The sequence below is a fragment of the Streptosporangium sp. CA-135522 genome (genome assembly GCF_050949235.1).
Lineage (GTDB): Bacteria > Actinomycetota > Actinomycetes > Streptosporangiales > Streptosporangiaceae > Streptosporangium.
The window spans coordinates 4,294,879-4,316,288 of sequence record NZ_CP192026.1; the positions used below are offsets into that span (position 1 = coordinate 4,294,879).

Consider the following 21,410-nt stretch of genomic DNA (forward strand, 5'->3'; position numbering starts at 1 on the left):
CGCCGCTCACGGCTCGCCGTGGGCCAGATCCCGGTGGATGTCGGCCGGCGGCACCCCGCCGCGCTGGAGCGTGCGGACGGCCTCGTCGACCATGGCGGCCGGGCCGCAGACGTAGACCTCGTGGTCGGCCCAGGAGTGGAAACGCTCCATCACCTCGGTCACCCGGCCTCGCATGCCGTCGTAGCCGGGCTCGTCGGAGACCACGGGCAGCACCTTCAGCCAGGGGAAGCCCGATGCCATCCGGATCAGGTCGGGCAGGTCGTAGAGCTCACGCGAGTGACGTGCGCCGTACAGCAGATGAATGTTGGGCCGGCGCCCCGACGCGATGACGTGTTCCACGATGGCCTTGAGCGGGGCGAGCCCGGTGCCTCCGGCGACGCACAGGATGTCACGGCCGGAGCTGCCGGGAGTCCCGGGTGTTCCGGGAGTGCCGAGGGCCATCGTGCCGACCGGCGGGCCGAGCGTCACGGTGTCGCCGATCCTGGTGTGCTCGACCAGGGTGGTGGAGATCCAGCCGCCGGGGACCGCCCTGACGTGCAGGCGGATGGTGTTGTCCTCCCGCGGCGCGTTCGCGATGGAGAACGGGCGCCAGACACGCGGCCAGCGGGGGGTCTGCACGTTGACGTACTGGCCCGGCTGGTACGGCAGGCGCTGGCCGGGCCGCAGGGTGATCACCGCGATCTCCGGTGTGCGGCGCTCGTGGTCGATCACCTCGGCCGGCCACCAGGCGGGTGAGACGCCCGAGTCGGACACGGCCGAATCGATCATGAGATCGGCGGCGACGGCGTACGCGGCCGCCCACGCCGCTTCGATCTCGGCTGTCCAGATCTCGGCGGCGAAGCGCCTGATCGTGGCCAGCAGCGCGTTGCCGACCGCGGTGTAGTGCTCGGCGACCACCCCGTACTTGCGGTGGTCGCGGCCGAGTTGGCCGAGGAACGACGACAGGCTGCCCGGGCTGTCGAGACTCCAGACGATCCTGGTCAGCGCGCTGAACAGGCGGTCGCGCTGGAGGTCCATGGCCGGTGGGAACATCCCCCGCAGGTGCGGGTTCTCGGCGAACAGACGACCGTAGAAGTATGCCGCGGCCTTGTCCGCGACGGGCTCGACGACGGCGAAGCTTTCCTTGACGAGACGCGGATTCAACGACATTTGACCGAACCCACCCTAATTGATCGGGTAAAACCCGATCATGCAGATCCACCTCCCTGACGGTTCCGGGTAACGAGCGGTCGGCGGCCCCGGCGCACCTGATCGCTCGAATTTGAGTCTTCCATCACTATGTGGACGTCACAACCGTTTCTCTGCAATATGATGGGAATTCAAACTATCTGTAATGGGAAAGTTATTTTCCGTGACGGGCGTTACGCGCTCTCGAAGAGATAAGTGAATAAGAATCGCATTTATCCGAAGTCCCCGTTTTACCCGTTCTGCGAATTCTTGTCATGGTCATCCGCCGCGGGTGCCCGGGCCGCGGCCTCTCCCGTGGGCGGCGGCGGCCGGTCTCCGGCGAGACGACACTGATACCTCAGATGCGTGACATAACCGAAATGGTGTGCGTCATGATAGGGATCCTGCCGGAGATGGGATCGGTGCCGTCCGAAACGGGGTGCCGCCTTCCGCATGGCCCCATGGAGAACGCATGTCCCGACCCTTGATCGGTATCACCGCTTACCTCGAGGCCGCCCGCTGGGGCAACTGGGTCCGTGAGGCCGTCCTGTCGCCTCTCTCCTACGCCCGTGCGGTCGAAAAGGCCGGCGGCCTGCCGGTCCTGCTGCCGCCGCTGAACCTGGGCGGAGTCGACGACTACGCGCGCGAGCTGTCCGGGATCATCCTCGCCGGCGGCGGCGAGCTCGACCCGGCCCTGTACGGCGCGGCCCGCGAGGAGCGGGTGGAGGAGCCCCAGCCCCACCGCGACCGCTTCGAGCTGGCGCTGGCCCGCGCCGCCGTCCAGGCCGACCTTCCGCTGCTCGGGGTCGCCCGGGGCATGCACATCCTCAACGTGGCCCGGGGCGGCAGCCTGATCCCCTGGCTTCCCGAGGTCGTCGACCACGACCGCCACGCAGGCGCCGGCCGTACGCACGTCATCCAGATCAGCGTGTCGAGCAAGCTGGGCAAGGCGGTGGGCGACCGCGCCGAGGTGACCGCGCCGCACCACCAGGCGGTCAAGCGGCTCGGCGCCGACCTGCTCGCCGTGGCCTGGGCGGACGACCAGATCGTCGAGGGCGTCGAGCTCCAGGGGCACCGCTTCGCCGTGGGCGTCCAGTGGCACCCCGAGCGCGGGGAGGACAACCGGCTCGTCGGGGCGCTGGTCGAGGCCGCCGCCGGCTGACCCTCGGCCGGCTCCGCCCAGGTCGTCAACGGCCGGGCCGGCACCGCCGGGGTAATGTGCGCTCATGCCGTTGCATCCCCAGGCTGAGGCCTATCTGAAGCTGTTCCCGACGGATCTGGGGACTCCCGTCTCCTCCCTGACCCCAGAGATGATCGTCCAGATGCGGACCATGGACGGCCTCGCCGAGCAACGCGGGCCGAAGGCGCCGCTGCCGGTCGTGGTGGACGAGGTCGTGGAGGGGGTGCCGGTCCGGATCTACCGGCCGGTGGAGGGCGATCGTCCGCTCCCCGCGATCGTCTACTTCCACGGCGGCGGCTGGGTGTTCGGCAGCGTGGCCCGCAACGACGCCCTCGGCCGCGACCTGGCCGTGCGCAACGGGACGGTCGTGGTCTCGGTGGACTACCGGCTCGCCCCCGAGCACCCCTTCCCGGCCGCGGCCGACGACGCGTGGACCGTCGTCGAGGACGTCTTCGCCCGTCCCGCGGCCTACCGGGCCGACCCGGAGCGGATCGCCGTCCTCGGCGACAGCGCCGGGGGCAACATGGCCGCCGTCGCGGCCTGGCGGGCCCGGGACGCCGGACTGCGACTGGCGCACCAGGTGCTGGTCTACCCGGTGATCGACGTCGCGATGGACACCCCGAGCTACCGCGACTACGCCACGGGGTTCGGGCTCGGCGCCGACGAGATGGCCTGGTTCGCCCAGCAGTACGGCGGGGATCCGGCCGATCCCCGGCTGGCTCCCCTCCGGCTCGCCGACAAGGCCGGCCTGGCGCCGGCGACGGTGATCACGGCCGAGTGCGACCCGCTCCGCGACGAGGGCGAGGCCTACGCCGCCCAGCTCGCCGCGGCCGGGGTGCCGGTCGAGCTGATGCGCTACGAGGGGGCCGTCCACGGCTTCTTCGGCCTGCCCGGCTTCTTCGACCAGGCGGTCGAGGCGCGGGAGTACGCCGCCGCGCGGCTGAAGGAGGCCTTCCGGTGAGGGACTACGAGAAACTGAAGATCGACTGGGCCGCCGACGGGGTGCTCCGGATCGTGATCAGCGAGCCGCGCAGGCTCAACGCCGTGGACATGACCGGGCACCGCGAGCTGGCCGAGATCTGGCGGGACGTGGACCGCGACGACGACGTGCGCGCGGTCGTCGTGCGCGGAGAAGGAGAGGCCTTCTCCGCGGGCGGCGACCTGTCGATGATCGAGGAGATGACGCGCGACCACGGCACGCGCATGCGCGTCTTCACCGAGGCCCGCGACATCGTCTACAACGTGCTCAACTGTTCCAAGCCCGTGGTCTCGGCCATCCAGGGGCCCGCGGTGGGCGCGGGGCTCGCGGTCGCGCTGCTGGCCGATATCTCCGTCGCCGGCCGTGCCGCCCGCATCATCGACGGCCACACCCGGCTGGGCGTGGCGGCCGGCGACCACGCCGCCATCGTCTGGCCACTGCTGTGCGGGCTGGCCAAGGCCAAATACCACCTGCTGCTGTGCGAGCCGGTCACCGGCGAGCAGGCGGAGGCGATGGGCCTGGTCAGCGTCTGCGTTGACGACGACCAGGTGCACGACAGGGCCCTGGAGATCGCCACCCGGCTGGCCGCCGGCTCCGCCGAGGCGATCCGCCTGACCAAATACTCCCTCAACAACTGGCTGCGCCTGGCCGGTCCCTCCTTCGACGCCTCCCTGGCCATGGAGTTCCTCGGTTTCACCGGGCCCGATGTCGCCGAGGGCGTGCGAGCCGTCCGGGATAAGCGCCCGCCCCGGTTCGGCTGACCGGCGTCCGCCGGCGAGAACCGGCCGGGCATCCGTCCGGGAAAGGCGGGCGGCTGCCGTACGACGTTCGCTTATGACCAGAATGACGCTTTCATTCCGGTTATATGTTCAGCGATAGGCGATTTCGGACACCCGTTTGGCTACCTTCATCGGCGTATCACCGACCGAATGAAAGGAAGCCGCAAATGGTGAAGACGAGGTCTCCCGCAACGGCGGCCGCTCATCGACTCGGCCTCGGCCAGGGCACGGCGCTCTTCCTGGGAGCCGTGCTCGGCCCCGGCGTGCTGGCCATGCCCCACCTGGCCGCGGCTGCGGCGGGACCGGCCTCGATCGTGGCCTGGGTCGTGCTGCTGGCGCTGAGCGTGCCGGTGGCGTTGACCTTCGCCGCGTTGGGCGGCCGGTTCCCCGACGGCGGCGGGGTGGCCACATTCGCCGCCCGGGCCTTCGGGAGCCGGGTGGCCGCGGTGACCGGCTGGTGGTTCTATTTCGCCGTCCCGATCGGCGTGCTGGCCGGAGCCGTGATCGGCGCCCGTTACGTCGCCTCGGGCCTCGGCCTCGGTCCCGCCGGGACGGTGACGGTGACCTGCGTCCTGCTGGCCACGGCCTTCGCCGCCAACCACGCCGGTCTGCGCTTCTCCGGGCGGCTGCAGCTGATCCTGCTGGCCCTGCTCGTCGTGCTGCTGGTGGTCGCCATCGTGGTGGCCGCGCCCGCGGTGCGGCCGGGCAACTTCACCCCCTTCGCGCCCCGGGGCTGGATCGGGATCGCCCACGCGGCGGGAGTGCTCTTCTTCTCCTTCGTCGGCTGGGAGGCCGCCAGCCACCTGTCGGCTGAGTTCGCCGATCCGCGCCGTCACCTGCCGCGGGCCACGTCGCTGACCCTGACGATCGTCGGCGTGCTCTACCTGGGGCTGGCCGTCACCACGATCGGCTTGCTCGGTGACCGGGCCGAGTCCTCCCCGGTCCCACTCGCCCTGCTGCTGCGGGAGGGGATGGGCGCCCTGGCCGGGCCGGTCACGGCGGCGGCCGCCGTGCTGCTGAGCTTCGGCGCCATCAACGCCTACATCGCCGCGGGCGCGCGGCTGGGCGCCGCGCTGGCACGCGACGGCGCCTTGCCCCGGGCACTGGCGAAGGGGGCGGCGCCGGGGGAGAAGCCCGGCCGCAGCCTCGCCCTCCTCGCTGTGCTGACCGCGGCCCTCACCGTCGTGGCGACGGCCCGCGAGATCGACCTCGACACGCTCATGCGCGCCACCTCGGCCTGCCTGGCGGCCGTCACCACGGTCGGCGTCGCCGCCGCGTCCCGCCTGCTGCCTCCGCCGGGGCGCCGGATCGCCGTCGTGGCCACGGCTTTCACCCTGCTGCTACTGGCCTCCTGCGGGCCGTACCTCCTCGTTCCCGCCGTGCCGGCGGCGGCCGGCGTCTTCATCGCCGTGCGGGGCAGGAGAGGCGAAGCGGTGCGGGACCGGGCGGGGGCGGCCGTGGGCCCGGACGTGCGGGAGACCGCGGGTCCGGGCGTGCGGTAGGGCGTGGTTCGGGCAGGGCCGTGGATCGGGGCGTGCGGTAGGGCAGGGGGCAGTGGATCCGGGCAGGGGGCGCGGGCCTGGATGTGCGAAACGACGCGGGCCGGTCCGGGACCGGCCCGCTTGCGGAGAACGCCTGATCGGTCCGTCTCAGCGCTGGAAACGCTTGCCCAGGGCGGTCAGGCCGGGCTCGAAGACGCCGCGGGTGAAGACCTTGTTCATCTTCTCCTCGTCGTCGGCCTCGAAGGTGGCCGACCACTCGATGAAGGCCTGGCCGCTGTCGGTGATGGGGAAGACCCGGTAGACGGCCCGGTAGTCGCGGACCGGCAGCGGGCTGTCGAAGATCTCGTAACTCGCCGAGCGGGAGTCGTCGTCGAGGGTGAGCAGCCGTTCCCGGAACACCCCGCCCGCGCCATCGAGCCTGCGCACCGCTCCGGGCCGGGTGGCGTCGCCCTCCTCGATCTCGCAGAGGGTGATGCCGGGCAACCACTCGGCAAGGTTGCCGAAGTCTCTCAGATAGCTCCACACCTCGTCGGCTGAGGCGTCGACCACGGTGCTGGCGTAGGCGGACATCGATCACTCCCTCGTGCTCGGCCGGATCTGCTCATGGTCTGCCCGTACCGGTGCTCCGGCAACCGCTCAGAAGCTTCGGGGGAGCCCGAGCACCTGGGTGGCGAGGTAGTTGAGCAGGAGCTCCTCGGTGACCGGGGCGACCTTGCCGATGCGGGCGTCGGCCAGCAGCCGGGCGACCGGGTACTCCAGGGAGTAGGCCATGCCGCCGTGGGTCTGGAAGGCGTGGTCGGCCGCCTCCCAGGCCGCCTGGGAGGCGGTCAGCTTGGCGATGTTGGCCTCGGTGCCGCACGGCTGCCGGTTGTCGAACAGCCAGGCGGCCTTGTAGAGCATCAGCCTGGCCAGCTCGATCTTGGCCTTGACCTGGGCGAGCGGGAAGGCGATGGCCTGGTTGGCGCCGATGGGGCGGCCGAAGACCTCGCGCTCCTTGGCGTACTGCACGGCCACCCTCAGCGCGACCTCGGCGCCGCCCAGCGCGGAGGCCGCCAGCAGGACGCGCTCGGGGTTGAGGATGTCCCACAGCACCAGTGCGCCCTGGTCCACCTCGCCCACCACGTTCGCGGCCGGCACCCGAAGGTCGTCGATGAACACCATGTTGGACGGGGTGGTGTTGGCGCCCATCTTCGGGATCGGCCGGAAGGAGAGCTGACCGGCGGCGACCGCCTCGGGCACGTTCACCAGCAGGACCGTCAGCCCGTTGGTGCGCGGTCGGGCCTCGGCGGCCGGAACGGTCCGGGTGACCAGGAGCATCCAGGTGGCGCGCTGCACACCGGTGATCCAGATCTTCTGACCCGTGACGACGAACTCGTCGCCGTCGCGGCGGGCGAAGGTCGAGATGCCCAGGGCGTTGGACCCGGCGTCGGGCTCGGTGAGGGCGAAGCAGGTCTCCAGCTCGCCGGTGGCCAGCCGGGGCAGCAGCTCCTCGCGCTGGCGGGGGTCGCCGTGCCTGGCGAGGGTCATGGCGCCGAAGCCCGGCGTGAGGACGTAGGTGAACGCCGATCCTCCGGCCGAGCCGGAGGCCGACAGCGTCTCGGTCGCCACGGCCAGCTCAAGCAGGCCCTGGCCGCCTCCGCCGTACTCCTCGGGAACGGCCAGGCCGAGCCAGCCGCCCTTGGCCAGATCCGCCCAAACCTCCTCCGGCCAGAGCTTTTCGCTCTCGCAGCGCTGCCAGTAGTCCAGGTCGTAGTGCGAGCAGATGTCGGCGATACCGCGCTGGACGGCGAGCGCGCTTTCGGGAAGCGTGAAGTCCACCGTGATCAACTCCGTTCTCGTTGCGTGCGCAATGGTAGAACGAAGTTCGGTTAAGCTGCACCCCCGAACGCGAGGCCGCGTGCCGGGAGTTCAGTTCCAGTCGACGACGCTCTCGCGGGGCCGGCGCGCGTGATAGACGAAGGCCGGCGGAAGGTTGCCCCACACCGTCCGGCCCACGACGACCTCCTCGAAGGTGTCGTGCAGCCGCTGGCGAAAGCGCAGCGCGGGGGGCAGGCGCTTGGCGAAGCTGTAGGCGAAGGTGGTGAAGGCGGTGTTCGGATCCATGATCGCGGTGACGGCGTCCATCAGGCGGATCTGCGTCTCCTCGGAGAACGCCGCCCAGGGAAGCCCGCTCACGATCGCGTCGGCCTTGACGAACCCACGCTCCTCCAGCAGCTGCGGCAGCCGTGCCGCGTCGTCGACCACGACGTCCACCTTCGGGTGGCGGGTGGAGAGGAACTCGGCCAGCCTCGGGTTGATCTCGACGGCCATGTGATGTCCCCGGCCGCCCAGCCGCCGCTGGATCTCCGCTGTGAACGCCCCCGTGCCGGGACCGAGCTCGACGACCACCGGGTCGCCCCGGTGCGGGACGGGCGTCGTCACCGTCTCGGCGAGCCGGCGTGAGCTCGGCGCCACCGCCCCGACGGTTCCCGGGGAGCGAATCCACTGACCCAGGAACAGCGTGGTGTCATTGGTCATGCTGTGAAGCGTAAAGGCTGCGCGGTGCCACACGGTTCAGCCATCCGGCTGATATCGCGGCCACTTGGAGGAGGCGGCGCCCTCCTGAAGGATGATCGGATGCCCCGCGAGGATGAGGAGCGCCCGGCTCGCCCGGATACCTTTCTCCCATGCGATCCCGTGGTGCGGTCCTTTCTCCCCTGCGATCCCGCGGCCGGGTTCTGGACGTCTGCCTGGCCACCGCCGCGGTCGCCCTGGATCTGTTCGTCTCCGGCAAATCCGGACAGGCGGGCACGATGCCCTGGTGGAGCGTGGGAATCCTCGCATCGCTGGCCGGGGCGCCCATGGGTCTCGTCCGGCGGCTGCCGTTCGTGGTCTGCGTCTACCAGGCGCTCCTGCTGATCGTGTGCGACCAACTCGGCGTCCACACCTCCGACACCGTCCAGATCCTGCTCCCCGTCGCGGTGGGAGCACTCGCCTACCTCGGCGCCTGGCCTGAGATCGCGCCCGCCGCCGTCCTGGCCGGCTTCGCCACCGCGGTCAACCTCGCCGATCCCGGGATCTCCTTCACCCTCGGCACCTGGTACTTCCCGCTTGCGATGGCCGCGGCCCCGGTCGTCGCCGGCCGTTACCTGCGCGCCCCCGTCGAGTCGATGGCCGCCGTGGAACGGCGTCCCGGCCTCGACCTGCTGCTGGCGGGCGGTGGGGTGGCCTTCATGGTGCTCGACACCTGGACCGAGTGGCACGACGGTCCGTTGCCGGTCTGGGCGGCGGGATGGTTCGCCATCGGCTGCGGCCTCACCGCCGGACTGGTGCGCAGCCTGCCGGGCACCGCGTTCGGGCTGCAGGCGTTGCTGGTGCTCCTGGCCGACCAGAGCGCCGGGTTCGCCGCGAATTCGATGCAGGGCCTGTTCCTGGTCACGCTGGGCGCCTTCGCGATGCACGCCTCCTGGTCCTGGACGGCCGTCGCCTACCTGATCGCCGGCGGGGTGACCGCGCTGAACATCGTCGGCGACGAACTGTCACGGATCACTCCACCCAGGGTGGCCGCACTGCTGGCGATGGTGGCGGCCCCCATAATCATCGGCCGCTACATCGGCGTCCGCCGGGACGCGGCGGGCCTGGAGCTGGCCATGGCGGAGGAGGCCAGGCAGCTCGCCGCCGAGCGGACCCGGGCCGACCTGCTGGCCGAGCGCGAGCGCATCGCCCGTGACGTCCACGACATCGTGGCCCATCACGTCGGCGCCATGGTGCTGCGGGCCGGCGCCGCCCAGTACGCCGCGCCCTCGGGGCCGGTGGCCGAGGCGCTGTCCGACATCCGCTCCACCGGCCACCAGGTGCTGGAGGATCTGCGCGGCCTGCTCAACGTGCTGCGCGACCCCGATCTCGCCCACCTGCCCGTGGCCGACCCGGAGGAGGTGGTGCGCGACGCGGTGGAGCGGATGAACGCGGCCGGGCTGGAGGCCGAGCTCCGCCTCGACCCCGGGGCCGAACTCGTGCCCCTGGTGACCCGGGCCTCGGCCGCCCGGATCGTCCAGGAAGGCCTGACCAACGTCCTCAAGCACGCGGGCCCCGGCACCTCGGCGGTCGTCGAGCTGACGGTGGCGGACGACTCCCTGAGGGTGAACGTGCTCAGCGGTCCGCCGCCCGGCCCTCGCGACGCGCTGCCCTCCTCCGGGCAGGGCATCGCGGGCATGCGCGAGCGCGCGCGGGCACTGGGCGGAGACCTGTCCTCCGGTCCTGACGGGGCCGGGGGCTGGCGGCTGGCGGCGACGCTCCCCCTGGAGCGCGTCGAGCGCGCGTGCGCGGCGGCGCCGGTGCGCAGGAGAATGCCCTGGTGGCGGGAGGAAGGTGAGACCTCGTGAGAGAGCATGGCAGGGCCCGGGTCCCGCGGCGGCCGAAGGAGGATCGGTGATCAGAGTCGTCGTCGCCGATGACCAGGCACTCGTGCGCGCGGGCGTGCGGATGCTGCTGGAGGCCGCCGGAGAGATGGAGGTCTGCGGTGAGGCCGTGGACGGGGCGCAGGCCGTACAGCAGGCCGAGCGGCTCCGTCCCGACGTGCTGCTGATGGACCTGCGCATGCCCAGGGTGGACGGGCTGGAGGCGACCCGGCGGATCCTGGGGGCCTGGCCCGGCGCGCGGATCGTCATCCTCACCACCTTCGCCGAGGACGAGAACGTCTACGCCGCGTTGCGCGCCGGGGCGATCGGCTTCCTGGTCAAGGACGACGAGCCCGAGCGGATGGTCGACGCCGTGCGCAGGGCCGCCACCGGGGAGCCGCTGCTGGCCCCCTCGGTGCTGCGCCGGGTGGTCGAGCGCGCGCTGGCCGCCGAGGAGCAGGCCACCGCGCACATCCCCGCCGGGCTCACCGACCGCGAGCTGGAGGTCCTGGCGCTGGTCGGGGTGGGGCTGTCCAACGCGGAGATCGCCGACGCGCTCCACGTGGGAGTCACCACCGTCAAGACCCATGTCTCGACCGCCATGGACAAGCTGGGCCTTCGCAACCGCACCCAGGCCGCGGTGGTCGCGCACCGGATCGGTCTGGTCGACGCCGGGTTCCGCCCGGTCCGGAATCCACCACGAGGCGGATCGGGGAGTCACCCCCCAGGCTGACGACCCGGCGCGTCCTCGGCGGCCACGATGTGCTCCTCACCAGTCACCGGTCATCAGTTACCGGAGGAAGGACACATCTCATGCAGGAGGTCGTCGCCCCGCCGGCCGCAGCACAGGGCCGCCCCGTTTCCCCCGGCCTGCTCTACGGCCTGCGCGTCCTGGTCGTCGCCCAGGCGGCCGCCCTGGTCGTCGCCGCCTCGTTCGCCGGCCAGGCCGTGCAGAGCGGGGGAGAGCTGGCCGAGACCCACGTCATGGTCGGAATGGTGGTGCACCTGATCGCGCTGCTCCAGACCGTCGCGGCCGTGCTGGTCTGGCGGCCGGGCCGGGGTGCGGGGTGGCCCGCGTCGGCGAGCCTCGGCCTGCTCCTGATCGGTCTGGGCCAGCACTTCAGCTGGGAGATGCTCGGCACCCACGTGCCCAGTGGCCTGGCCCTGTTCGGCCTGACCGTGGCCGTGCTGATCTGGGCCTGGTCACCCCGCGCCGCCGTACGCCGCTCTTAGGCCCGTCCGGAAGGCGTGCCGGGCGCAGACCGTCCGGCACCCCTTCCGAGCCGGTCGGGCCGGTCGGAGCCGGCCGGGGACTTCGAGGCGCCAACCGCACCCCACCGGGGAGGCGGTGGCGCCTTCGGCGTCCTCCGCCCGCCCGGAGGCGGAGTCCGCATCGGGCGGGACGGCTCGCGCGTTCCCGCACCGGTAGGGTCGGCATCAAGTACGGGGAGGGAGACATTCGGGTGAATCCGGAAGCATCGGGAGCCGAGGATCGAATCTTGACGGTTCCCAACGCGTTGAGCCTGGCCAGGCTCCTCGGCGTGCCGGTCTTCCTGTGGCTGGTGCTGGGGCCCAAGGCCGACGGCTGGGCCGTCGCGTTGTTGATGCTGGCGGGGTTCTCCGACTGGCTCGACGGCAAGATCGCCCGGGCGTGGAACCAGACCAGCAGGCTCGGCCGCCTGCTCGACCCGCTGGCCGACCGGCTCTACATCCTGGCCACCCTGTTCGGCCTGGCGATGCGGGACATCATCCCCTGGTGGCTGGCGCTGGCGATCCCGCTGCGCGATGTCATGCTGCTGGGCATTCCGCCCATCCTGCGCCGCCTCGGGTACGGCCCGGCGCTGCCGGTGCACTTCCTGGGCAAGGCCGCCACCGCCAACCTGCTCTATGCCTTCCCGTTGCTCTTCCTCGCCCACCACGACGCCTGGTACGCGTATGTGGCCGGAATCGTCGGCTGGTCGCTCGCGATCTGGGGCACAGGTCTGTACTGGTGGTCCGGGGTGCTGTATTGGGTACAGGTGCGGCAGCTCGTCAAAGGAGACAAACGCCTTAAGAGGTGATCTGTGAAGGCCGTTGTGATGGCGGGTGGGGAAGGAACACGGCTCCGGCCGATGACTGCGAACCAGCCCAAACCCCTTCTACCTGTGATCAACCGGCCGATCATGGAGCACGTGCTGCGCCTGCTGAAACGGCACGGGCTCACCGAGACCGTGGTGACCGTGCAGTTCCTGGCCGCCCTGGTCCGCAACTACTTCGGCGACGGCGACGAGCTCGGCATGAGCCTGTACTACGCCACCGAGGACACCCCGCTCGGCACGGCCGGCAGCGTCAAGAACGCCGCCGGCAAGCTCCGCGACGACCGTTTCCTCGTCATCTCCGGCGACGCGCTCACCGACATCGACCTGACCGACATGATCCGGTTCCACCGTGAGAACGGCGCGCTGGTCACCATCGGCCTCAAACGGGTCCCCAACCCGCTGGAGTTCGGCATCGTCATCGTCGACGACCAGGGCCGGGTGGAGCGCTTCCTGGAGAAGCCCACCTGGGGGCAGGTCTTCTCCGACACCGTCAACACCGGCATCTACGTGATGGAGCCGGAGGTCCTCGACGAGATCGCCCTCGGAGAGCCGGTCGACTGGTCGGCCGACGTCTTCCCGCGCCTGCTGGCGCGCGGCGCTCCACTGTACGGCTACGTCGCCGACGGCTACTGGGAGGACGTCGGCACCCACGAGAGCTATCTCAAGGCCCAGGCCGACGTGCTTTCCGGCCGGGTCAGGGTGGATACCGACGCCTTCGAGGTCTCCCCGGGCGTCTGGGTGGCCGAGGGCGCCTCGGTCGACCCCGACGCCGTGCTCAAGGGCCCGCTCTACATCGGCGACTACGCCAAGGTCGAGGCGGGCGCCGAGCTGCGCGAATACACCGTCCTGGGCAGCAACGTCGTGGTCCGCGAGGGCGCCTTCCTGCACCGCGCGGTGGTCCACGACAACGTCTACGTCGGCCCCAGCGCCCATCTGCGCGGCTGCGTCATCGGCAAGAACACCGACCTGATGACCGGCGTCAGGATCGAGGAGAGCGCCGTCGTCGGCGACGAGTGCATCATCGAGGCCGAGGCGTACGTCTCCTCCGGGGTCAAGGTCTACCCCTTCAAGACCATCGAGGCGGGGGCGGTGGTCAACACCAGCGTGATCTGGGAGCCGCGCGGCCAGCGTAACCTCTTCGGCCCGCGCGGAGTGTCCGGCCTGGTCAACGTCGAGATCACCCCCGAGCTGTGCGTACGGCTGGCCAGCGCCTACGCCACCACGCTCAAGAAGGGCGCCTCGGTCATCACCTCCCGTGACTCCTCGCGCGCCGCGCGGGCGCTGAAACGGGCCGTGATCAGCGCCCTGACCGCCAGCGCGATCAACGTCCTGGACCTGGAGGCGGCCCCGCTACCGGTGTCCCGCTTCCACACCGCCAGGGAGAACGCCGTCGGCGGCATCGCGCTGCGCACCACCCCGGGAGACCCGCAGAGCGTGGACATCGTCTTCATGGACGAGCACGGCGCCGACCTGTCCCAGGCGGCCCAGCGCAAGCTGGAGCGGGTCTTCTCCCGGCAGGAGTTCCGCCGGGCCTTCCCCGGGGAGATCGCCGAGCTCAGCTTCCCCGCTCGGGCGGTCGAGGACTACACCCACGAGCTGTTGCGCTGCGTCGACATGACGGGGGTCCGCGACGCCGACATGAAGGTCGTGGTGGACTGCGCGGGCGGCACCTCCTCGCTGGTGCTGCCCAGCCTCCTAGGCCGGGTCGGGGTGGACGTGCTCACCGTGAACAACCGGCTGGACGACGCCTCGCCCACCGAGACCCTCGCCGAGCGCCGCCGCGACCTGCAGCGCCTTTCGGAGCTCGTCAGCTCCGCCAGGGCGGCCTTCGGGGTGCGGTTCGACCCGGTGGGGGAGCGGGTCGCCCTGGTGGACGAGATGGGCCAGCTGATCAGCGAGGAGCGCGCCCTGCTGGTGGTGCTGGACCTGGTCGCGGCCGAACGGTGCGGCGGCCGGGTGGCGCTGCCGGTCACCACCACCCGGGTGGCCGAGCAGGTCTGCCGCTTCCACGGGGTGCAGGTCGAGTGGACCTCCACCGCGACGGACGCGCTCACCACCTCCGTCCGGGGCCAGGACATGATCTTCGCGGCGGACGGGCGGGGCGGCTTCATCGTGCCCGAGTTCGGCCCCACGGTGGACGGCCTGGCGGTCTTCCTGCGCCTGCTCGGCCTGGTCGCCAGGACACGGCTGTCGCTCAGCCAGATCGACGCCAGGATCCCCGAGGCCAGGCTGCTGCGCCGTACCGTTCCGACACCGTGGGCGGCCAAAGGGGTGGTGATGCGCTCGGTGATCGAAGCCGCCGAGCGCTACCGCATCGACACCACCGACGGCGTGCGGGTGGTGGCCGAGGACGGCAGCTGGGCGCTGGTGCTGCCCGATCCGGCCGAGGCCGTCACCCACCTGTGGGCCGAGGGAGGCGACGTGGACTCCGCGCAGAGCCTGCTGGAGCACTGGGCGCGGGTCGTGGAGGAGGCGGCGGGCACGTGACCGGACGGGGCGCGCCGGCCGGATCACGTGCGACGAACCCAGCGCGGCGGCATGGACCGGGGGCACCGCCCGCCTGTAACTTTGTCACCGACCGAACCCGCGGTCGAGCGTCTGCCTTGATCTTTGCTTCTCAACGGTGTATGTTGCGGCATTCGCAGTCTGAGAAAATACTTGAGAAGCGAAGAAGCGAGGCGCGCATCCCTGAGTACCGTTGCCGCGTCTTCGCGGTAGGAGGCCGAGCCGATCGATGCCGAGCGTCTACTGCACGCAGTGCGGTCATGCCAACCCTGAGGATGCCCGTTTCTGTTCACGATGCGGGTCGCCGCTGACCAGGTCCGCCGACACACCCGGAGACAGCACGTCCACGATCTCCCTCTCCGGGATCGAGGCCTACGAGGCGGAGACCGGGGAGACGCTTCTCGCCGAGCGGCAAGCCGTCGAGCAACTGCCTCCGGGCGCCGCCCTGCTGGTCGCCATGCGCGGTCCCAACGCCGGCAGCCGCTTCCTGCTGGACAGCGATCTGACCACCGTGGGTCGTCATCCCGAGAGCGACATCTTCCTTGACGACATCACCGTCTCGCGCCGTCACGTGGAGTTCTATCGGCGCGGCGGCGGCGTCTTCACCGTCCGGGACGTCGGCAGCCTGAACGGCACCTACGTCAACCGAGAGCGGATCGAGGAGGTCCCGCTGTACGGCGGGGACGAGGTTCAGATCGGCAAGTTCCGTCTGGTCTTCCTCACCCGTGGCGCCGCTGGAGGATGATGAGCTCGCAGGCCGCTCGTGCACACATGAGCATCGGGGAGGTGCTCGCTCTCCTGCAGGGCGAGTTCCCCGACGTCAGCATCTCCAAGATTCGTTTCCTGGAGGGCGAGGGGTTGATCGAGCCGGAGCGCAGTCCCTCCGGATATCGAAAATTCACCTACGCCGACGTCGAGCGGCTCCGCTACATCCTCAGCGAGCAGCGTGACCGCTACCTGCCGCTGCGCGTGATCAAGGATCACCTCGAGGCGGCCGACCGCGAGGAGCGGCCGGTCGCGCGCCCGCGGGCGGTCCCCGACGACGCGCCCGCCGAGGTCCGCCTCACCCGTGAGGAGTTGCTCGCCGCCGCCGAGCTCAGCGAGGAGGCCCTCGCCGAGCTCGAGGACTATGGCCTGCTGGCCGCGGTGGCCCGCTACTACGACGCCGAGGCCCTGGCCGTGGCCCGCAGCGTCGGTGCCCTGACCGTCTTCGGGCTGCACGCCCGTCATCTGCGAGCGGTCAAGGCCGCGGCCGAGCGGGAGGCCGGGCTCGTGGAGCAGGCCATCGCCCCGCTGCTGCGCCGTCGCGGGCCCGGTGCCATCGACCAGGCCGACGAGACGGCCAGGGAGATCTCCGGCCTCCTGCTGGAATTGCACGCCTCGCTGCTGCGTTCCGGCGTTCGTGGGGTCCTGGGCCGGTGACAACCTGACCAGGCACTCGTACCCCCACGAGTGTTACGTTGAACAAACCGGTCGGAATCCAGCGAAGACGGAGCAGCCCGTGTTGCAGATGGAGGTCGTGGGCGTTCGGGTTGAGATGCCCTCCAACCAGCCAATTGTCCTGCTGAAGGAGGCACAAGGGGAGCGTTATCTGCCGATTTGGATCGGCATGACGGAGGCGACGGCGATCGCCATGGCGCAGGCCGAGGAGCCGCCGCCGCGGCCGCTCACTCATGACCTGTTTCGCGACGTGCTCGACGCGCTCGGCGTTCGGCTGAGCACGGTCAACATCGTCGCGCTCCGTGATGGGATCTTCTTCGCCGATCTCGTGTTCTCCAACGGGGTCGAGGTGAGTGCGCGTCCCTCGGACTCGATCGCCTTGGCGCTTCGCACCGGCGCGCGTATCTTCGCCAGTGAGGACGTGGTCCGGGAGGCAGGGGTGATCATTCCCGACGACCAGGAGGACGAGGTGGAGAAGTTCAGGGAGTTCCTTGACACAATCACGCCCGAGGACTTCGGTCGCGCAGGGTAGGAATTTCGGTGCATTTACGCTTCACGACGCGCCGCGTGGGGTCGTTGACTGAGCTTGGCCCCAGTCCTACGGTGCAAGTGAAACCCGCGGTCGTGCGCAAACCCCCAGATCAGGCCGCGGGATGAGAGAAAGCCGGAGGTCCGCGTGGCGGTCAGCAGCGGCGAGGGTAGAAACGCCGATCAGGATGACCCGGAACGGCGCCAGTCGGCACGTCAGCGCGCGGGTGAAGAGGGTCTGCTATTCGACGGGCAACCGGTGAAACCGCCCGCCGACATCGGATATCGAGGACCCACCGCTTGTGCGGCGGCCGATATCACCTACCGGCAGTTGGACTACTGGGCGCGCACCGGACTGGTCGAGCCCACGGTGCGGGCGGCTCACGGCTCGGGTTCCCAGCGGCTGTACGGCTTCCGCGACATTCTGGTGCTCAAAGTCGTCAAACGACTGCTCGACACCGGCGTCTCCCTCCAGCAGATCCGCATCGCCGTACAGCACCTGCGTGACCGCGGCGTCCACGATCTCGCCCAGATCACGCTGATGAGCGACGGGGTGAGCGTCTACGAGTGCACCTCGCCCGACGAGGTCATCGACCTGCTCCAGGGTGGGCAGGGCGTCTTCGGCATCGCGCTCGGCCGGGTCTGGCAGGAGGTGGAGGGCTCTCTCGCGGATCTTCCCGGCGAGCGCGCGGAGTCCGCCCAGGGCCCTTTAGACGATCACCACGCCGATGAGTTGGCCCGTCGTCGCAGGGCTCGCCGCACGGGGTAAAGTTGTTCTCGCTGCTGACCCTGTGCGGGAGAGACCCCGACACGATCGGGGCGCCGAAGGAGCAACCTCCCCGGAATCTCTCAGGCACCCGGTACCGCACGGACGAGGCGACTCTGGAAAGCAGGTGCGTCCGCCAGGCGCATCTCACCGACGGTGAAAACCTCCCCGCCAGGAGAGGTGAAGCTCTCAGGTCGAGATGACAGAGGGGGAGATCCGGCATACGCCCGCGCCCAGCGCCGGTCTCCACCGCCTCGGGAGGCTTTCCATGACCGACCTGTCACCGCTCAGCGAGCTCAACTCCCCGCCGTTCGCCACCCGTCACATCGGGCCCGCGGACGCCGACCAGACCCGCATGCTGGAGGCGGTCGGATTCGCCTCCACCGCCGACCTCGTCGCGGTGACCGTGCCGGAGGCGATCCGGGCCAAGGACCGGCTCCAGCTCCCCCCGGCGGCGAGCGAGACCGAAGCCCTCGCCGAGATGCGCGCCCTGGCCGCGCGCAACAGCGTGCTGACCTCGATGATCGGCCTGGGCTACCACGACACGATCACCCCGGGCGTGATCCGCCGTAACCTCCTGGAGAATCCGGGCTGGTACACCGCCTACACGCCCTACCAGCCGGAGATCTCCCAGGGCCGGCTGGAAGCACTGATCAACTTCCAGACGGTCATCTCCGACCTGACCGCGCTCGACGTCGCCGGCGCCTCCCTGCTGGACGAGGCCACCGCCGCCGCCGAGGCGATGACCCTGGCCCTGCGGGCCGGCCGGGCCAAGACCAAGGTGTTCGTGGTGGACACCGACGCGCTGCCGCAGACCAAGGCCGTGCTGCGCACCAGGGCCGAGCCGCTCGGCATCGAGCTGGTCGAGAGCGACTTCACCGCCGAGCTTCCCGAGTGTTTCGGCGTGCTCGTGCAGTACCCGGGCGCCAGCGGCCGGGTCAGGGACTTCCGCTCCATCGCCGACGCCGCCCACGCTCGCGGCGCCCAGGTGGTCGCCGCCGCCGACCTGCTCGCCCTCACCCTGCTCGCCGCGCCCGGCGAGCTCGGCGCCGACATCGCGATCGGCTCCTCCCAGCGCTTCGGCGTCCCGCTGGGCTTCGGCGGCCCGCACGCGGCCTACATGGCCGTCCGCGACGGCCTGCAGCGGCAGATGCCCGGCCGTCTGGTGGGCGTCTCCCAGGACGCCGACCAGCGTCCCGCCTACCGGCTGGCGCTGCAGACCCGCGAGCAGCACATCCGGCGCGAGAAGGCGACCAGTAACATCTGCACCGCGCAGGTCCTCCTCGCGGTGATCGCGGGCATGTACGCCGTATACCACGGGCCCGAGGGGCTGCGCCGGATCGGCCAGCGCGTCCACCGGCACGCGGTCGTGCTCGCCGAGGGCCTGCGCCACGGCGGCGTCGAGGTCGTGCACGACACCTTCTTCGACACCGTGCTCGCCCGCGTGCCCGGCCGTGCGGCCCAGGTCGTCGCCGTGGCCCGTGACAACGGGGTCAACCTGCGCCTGGTCGACGCCGACCACGTCGGTGTCACCTGTGACGAGAAGACCGAGCTCATCCACCTGGAGCAGGTCCTGGCCGCCTTCGAGGTCAGCGGCGCGGTCCTGACCGACCTGGACGCCGCCGCGCACGACGCGCTGCCCGCCGCCCTGGCGCGGGTCAGCGACTACCTGACCCACCCGGTCTTCCACAGCCACCGCTCCGAGACGGCCATGCTGCGCTACCTGCGCAAGCTCCAGGACAAGGACATCGCGCTCGACCGGTCGATGATCCCGCTGGGCTCCTGCACCATGAAGCTCAACGCGACCACCGAGATGGAGCCGATCACCTGGCCGGAGTTCGCCGGGCTGCACCCCTACGCCCCGGAGGACCAGGCGGCGGGCTACATCGAGCTGATCAAGGAGCTGGAGGGCTGGCTGGCCGAGGTGACCGGCTACGACGCCGTGTCGATCCAGCCCAACGCCGGCTCCCAGGGCGAGTTCGCCGGTCTGCTGGCGATCCGCGCCTACCACCGGGCGCGCGGTGAGTCGGGCCGCGACGTCTGCCTGATCCCGTCCTCCGCGCACGGCACCAACGCCGCCAGCGCCGTCATGGCGGGGATGCGCGTCACCGTGGTCGCCTGCGACGACAACGGCAACGTCGACCTCGACGACCTCAACGCCAAGATCGACAAGCATCGCGACCAGCTCGCCGCCATCATGGTGACCTACCCCTCCACGCACGGCGTCTACGAGGAGACCATCACCCAGATCTGCGAGCGGGTGCACGAGGCGGGCGGCCAGGTCTACGTCGACGGCGCCAACCTCAACGCGCTGGTCGGGCTGGCCAAGCCGGGTGAGTTCGGGGCGGACGTGTCCCACCTGAACCTGCACAAGACCTTCTGCATCCCGCACGGTGGCGGCGGCCCCGGTGTCGGCCCCGTCGCGGTCCGCGCGCACCTGGCCGACTACCTGCCCGGCCACCCGCTGCGCGAGGGCTCCGAGGTCGGCCCGGTCTCGGCCGCGCCGTACGGCTCGGCGGGCATCCTGCCCATCTCCTGGGCCTACGTCCGGATGATGGGCGCCGAAGGACTCAAGGCGGCCACCGAGCAGGCCATCCTGTCGGCCAACTACCTGGCCCGCAGGCTCGCCCCGCACTACCCGGTCCTCTACACCGGCCGGGGCGGCCTGGTCGCCCACGAGTGCATCGTCGACCTGCGTCAGATCACCAAGGAGACCGGCGTGACGGTGGACGATGTGGCCAAGCGCCTCATCGACTACGGCTTCCACGCGCCGACCATGTCCTTCCCGGTGGCCGGCACGCTGATGATCGAGCCGACCGAGAGCGAGGACCTGGCCGAGCTCGACCGGTTCTGCGACGCGATGATCGCCATCCGGGGAGAGATCGAGAAGGTCGCCTCCGGGGCCTACGACAAGACGGACAACCCGCTGCGCAACGCCCCGCACACGGCCGACTGCCTGGTCGCCGACGAGTGGACTCACCCCTACGCCCGCACCGAGGCGGCCTATCCGCTGTCCTCCCTGCGCGAGGGCAAATACTGGTCGCCGGTGCGCCGCATCGACCAGGCCTACGGCGACCGCAACCTCGTGTGCTCCTGCCCGCCGCTGGAGGCCTACGAGGACTGATCCGCGCTGTGCGGTCCGCGTCCTCCCGGCGCGGGCCGTATTGCCCCCATATGTGGGGACGGACACGGCCCCGAGTCGTTAGGCTCGGGGCATTCCTTTACCCGGGAGGACCCTGCATGCCAGAGGTGGACACGCGTCCTTTGGACGCCGCGCGGAAACTGGCCGAGAGCGGCGATCTGGACGGCGCGGCAACGATCTTCGCAGAGCTGGCCGCCGATTCCGCGGAGCCCGACCGGGCGCAGGCGGCGGTGGGGCTGGCGGTGGTGCTCCAGGAGCGCGGGGACGTGGCGGGCGCCCGGACGGCCGCGCGCGCCGCGCTGGCCACCGGGCATCCGGAGTTCGCCGGGCAGGCCGCCTGCCTGCTCGCCCGCAGCTTCGAGCAGGAGGATCTGTTCGACCAGGCCCGGGCGGCCTGGCAGGCCGCCCTCGGCGCGGGAAACCCCGCCTGCGTGCCGCTGGCGCACATGGCTCTGGCCAGGCTCGCGGCGAGCCGGCGGGAGGCTGAGGAGGCCCTGCGGGCCGCCGTGGCCGCCGCCGACCCGGAGATCTCCTCCCACGCGGCCCAGCGGCTCGCCGAGCTCCTGCTGGAGGAGGGGGAGGCCGGCGAGGCCGCCGAGGTGCTCCTGGAGGCGCTGTCGGTGCCGGATGTGACCGACGTGCCCAGGCTGCGGGTGCTGCTGGGCATCGCGCACCTGGAGCTGGCCTGCGCGGAGTTCGCCGGGGCGATCGAGGCGGGCGGCGACGCCGGGACCGAGGCGCTGGCCATCGAGCTGCTGGCCCGCACGCTTCCGCTGCGAGGCCGCGACGAGGACGCCGAGCAGGTGTGGCGCTACGGCCTGGACAGCGCCGACGAGGAGCTCGCCGAGGACGTCCGCCTGCGGCTGAACCGGGACGTCTGACCAGGGGCGCCTGAAACCGGAGGCGCCTGAAACCAGGGGCACCTGAAACCGGAGGCGCCTGACCCATGCCGGCAGCCGCGCTCGCCC

The 21,410-nt window shown here is 70.9% G+C and carries 19 protein-coding genes and 1 riboswitch; of the genes, 15 read left to right on the forward strand and 4 right to left on the reverse strand.

Annotated features, from left to right (window positions below):
- Positions 1 to 6 precede the first annotated feature (6 nt).
- Entirely contained in the window at positions 7 to 1,149 is a 1,143-nt protein-coding gene (locus ACQPYK_RS19865) for a globin domain-containing protein (protein ID WP_433257241.1), read from the reverse strand.
- Between the two features lie 490 nt (positions 1,150 to 1,639).
- Between ACQPYK_RS19865 and ACQPYK_RS19870 the strand changes: the two genes are divergently transcribed.
- The 4 genes from ACQPYK_RS19870 to ACQPYK_RS19885 all read left to right on the forward strand — a co-directional run bounded on the left by ACQPYK_RS19870 (position 1,640) and on the right by ACQPYK_RS19885 (position 5,607).
- Positions 1,640 to 2,329: a gamma-glutamyl-gamma-aminobutyrate hydrolase family protein gene (locus ACQPYK_RS19870; RefSeq protein WP_433257243.1), complete on the forward strand. Its 690-nt coding sequence runs from the start codon at positions 1,640 to 1,642 to the stop codon at positions 2,327 to 2,329.
- A gap of 64 nt (positions 2,330 to 2,393) precedes the next feature.
- Positions 2,394 to 3,308, forward strand: coding sequence for an alpha/beta hydrolase (locus ACQPYK_RS19875; protein WP_433257245.1), 915 nt, complete (start codon positions 2,394 to 2,396; stop codon positions 3,306 to 3,308).
- On the forward strand, positions 3,305 to 4,087 hold the full coding sequence (locus ACQPYK_RS19880; protein WP_433257247.1) for an enoyl-CoA hydratase/isomerase family protein: 783 nt from the start codon (positions 3,305 to 3,307) through the stop codon (positions 4,085 to 4,087). The genes ACQPYK_RS19875 and ACQPYK_RS19880 overlap by 4 nt, the downstream gene beginning before the upstream one ends.
- Before the next feature lie 185 nt (positions 4,088 to 4,272).
- Positions 4,273 to 5,607 (forward strand): APC family permease, encoded by a 1,335-nt coding sequence (locus ACQPYK_RS19885; RefSeq protein ID WP_433257249.1) that lies wholly within the window; start codon positions 4,273 to 4,275, stop codon positions 5,605 to 5,607.
- Between the two features lie 147 nt (positions 5,608 to 5,754).
- Here the strand turns inward: ACQPYK_RS19885 and ACQPYK_RS19890 are convergent, their stop codons facing one another.
- The 3 genes from ACQPYK_RS19890 to ACQPYK_RS19900 form a co-directional block, all read right to left on the reverse strand.
- Entirely contained in the window at positions 5,755 to 6,177 is a 423-nt protein-coding gene (locus tag ACQPYK_RS19890; RefSeq protein WP_433257251.1) for an SRPBCC family protein, read from the reverse strand.
- A 66-nt stretch (positions 6,178 to 6,243) separates the two neighbouring features.
- Positions 6,244 to 7,425 (reverse strand): acyl-CoA dehydrogenase family protein, encoded by a 1,182-nt coding sequence (locus ACQPYK_RS19895; RefSeq protein WP_433257253.1) that lies wholly within the window; start codon positions 7,423 to 7,425, stop codon positions 6,244 to 6,246.
- A 90-nt stretch (positions 7,426 to 7,515) separates the two neighbouring features.
- Positions 7,516 to 8,124, reverse strand: coding sequence for a class I SAM-dependent methyltransferase (locus ACQPYK_RS19900; protein WP_433257255.1), 609 nt, complete (start codon positions 8,122 to 8,124; stop codon positions 7,516 to 7,518).
- Positions 8,125 to 8,273: 149 nt separating this feature from the next.
- Here ACQPYK_RS19900 and ACQPYK_RS19905 point away from each other — a divergent pair, with 149 nt between their 5' ends.
- From ACQPYK_RS19905 to ACQPYK_RS19955, 11 genes are all read left to right on the forward strand, one after another.
- On the forward strand, positions 8,274 to 9,968 hold the full coding sequence (locus ACQPYK_RS19905; RefSeq protein WP_433257257.1) for a sensor histidine kinase: 1,695 nt from the start codon (positions 8,274 to 8,276) through the stop codon (positions 9,966 to 9,968).
- Between the two features lie 46 nt (positions 9,969 to 10,014).
- The gene (locus tag ACQPYK_RS19910; protein ID WP_433257258.1) at positions 10,015 to 10,716 is read left to right on the forward strand and encodes a response regulator; all 702 of its coding nucleotides are present in this window, start codon (positions 10,015 to 10,017) and stop codon (positions 10,714 to 10,716) included.
- An 80-nt stretch (positions 10,717 to 10,796) separates the two neighbouring features.
- A complete protein-coding gene (locus tag ACQPYK_RS19915; RefSeq protein WP_433257260.1) occupies positions 10,797 to 11,216 on the forward strand; it encodes a hypothetical protein in 420 nt (139 codons plus the stop codon).
- A 266-nt stretch (positions 11,217 to 11,482) separates the two neighbouring features.
- Positions 11,483 to 12,043, forward strand: a complete 561-nt coding sequence (locus ACQPYK_RS19920; protein ID WP_433257262.1) for a CDP-alcohol phosphatidyltransferase family protein — start codon at positions 11,483 to 11,485, stop codon at positions 12,041 to 12,043.
- 3 nt (positions 12,044 to 12,046) lie between these two features.
- Complete coding sequence (locus tag ACQPYK_RS19925) at positions 12,047 to 14,548, forward strand: sugar phosphate nucleotidyltransferase (RefSeq protein ID WP_433257263.1); 2,502 nt, start codon at positions 12,047 to 12,049, stop codon at positions 14,546 to 14,548.
- Positions 14,549 to 14,795: 247 nt separating this feature from the next.
- Positions 14,796 to 15,311, forward strand: a complete 516-nt coding sequence (locus ACQPYK_RS19930) for an FHA domain-containing protein (RefSeq protein ID WP_433257265.1) — start codon at positions 14,796 to 14,798, stop codon at positions 15,309 to 15,311.
- 26 nt (positions 15,312 to 15,337) lie between these two features.
- Complete coding sequence (gene ftsR / locus ACQPYK_RS19935; protein WP_433257267.1) at positions 15,338 to 15,988, forward strand: transcriptional regulator FtsR; 651 nt, start codon at positions 15,338 to 15,340, stop codon at positions 15,986 to 15,988.
- Positions 15,989 to 16,067: 79 nt separating this feature from the next.
- Entirely contained in the window at positions 16,068 to 16,538 is a 471-nt protein-coding gene (locus ACQPYK_RS19940) for a bifunctional nuclease family protein (protein WP_433257268.1), read from the forward strand.
- A 144-nt stretch (positions 16,539 to 16,682) separates the two neighbouring features.
- Positions 16,683 to 17,303, forward strand: coding sequence for a MerR family transcriptional regulator (locus ACQPYK_RS19945; RefSeq protein ID WP_433257270.1), 621 nt, complete (start codon positions 16,683 to 16,685; stop codon positions 17,301 to 17,303).
- A gap of 15 nt (positions 17,304 to 17,318) precedes the next feature.
- Positions 17,319 to 17,410: riboswitch (glycine riboswitch) on the forward strand.
- Between the two features lie 158 nt (positions 17,411 to 17,568).
- The gene (gene gcvP / locus ACQPYK_RS19950) at positions 17,569 to 20,424 is read left to right on the forward strand and encodes an aminomethyl-transferring glycine dehydrogenase (RefSeq protein ID WP_433257272.1); all 2,856 of its coding nucleotides are present in this window, start codon (positions 17,569 to 17,571) and stop codon (positions 20,422 to 20,424) included.
- Positions 20,425 to 20,540: 116 nt separating this feature from the next.
- Positions 20,541 to 21,323, forward strand: coding sequence for a tetratricopeptide repeat protein (locus tag ACQPYK_RS19955; RefSeq protein WP_433257274.1), 783 nt, complete (start codon positions 20,541 to 20,543; stop codon positions 21,321 to 21,323).
- Positions 21,324 to 21,410: the final 87 nt, after the last annotated feature.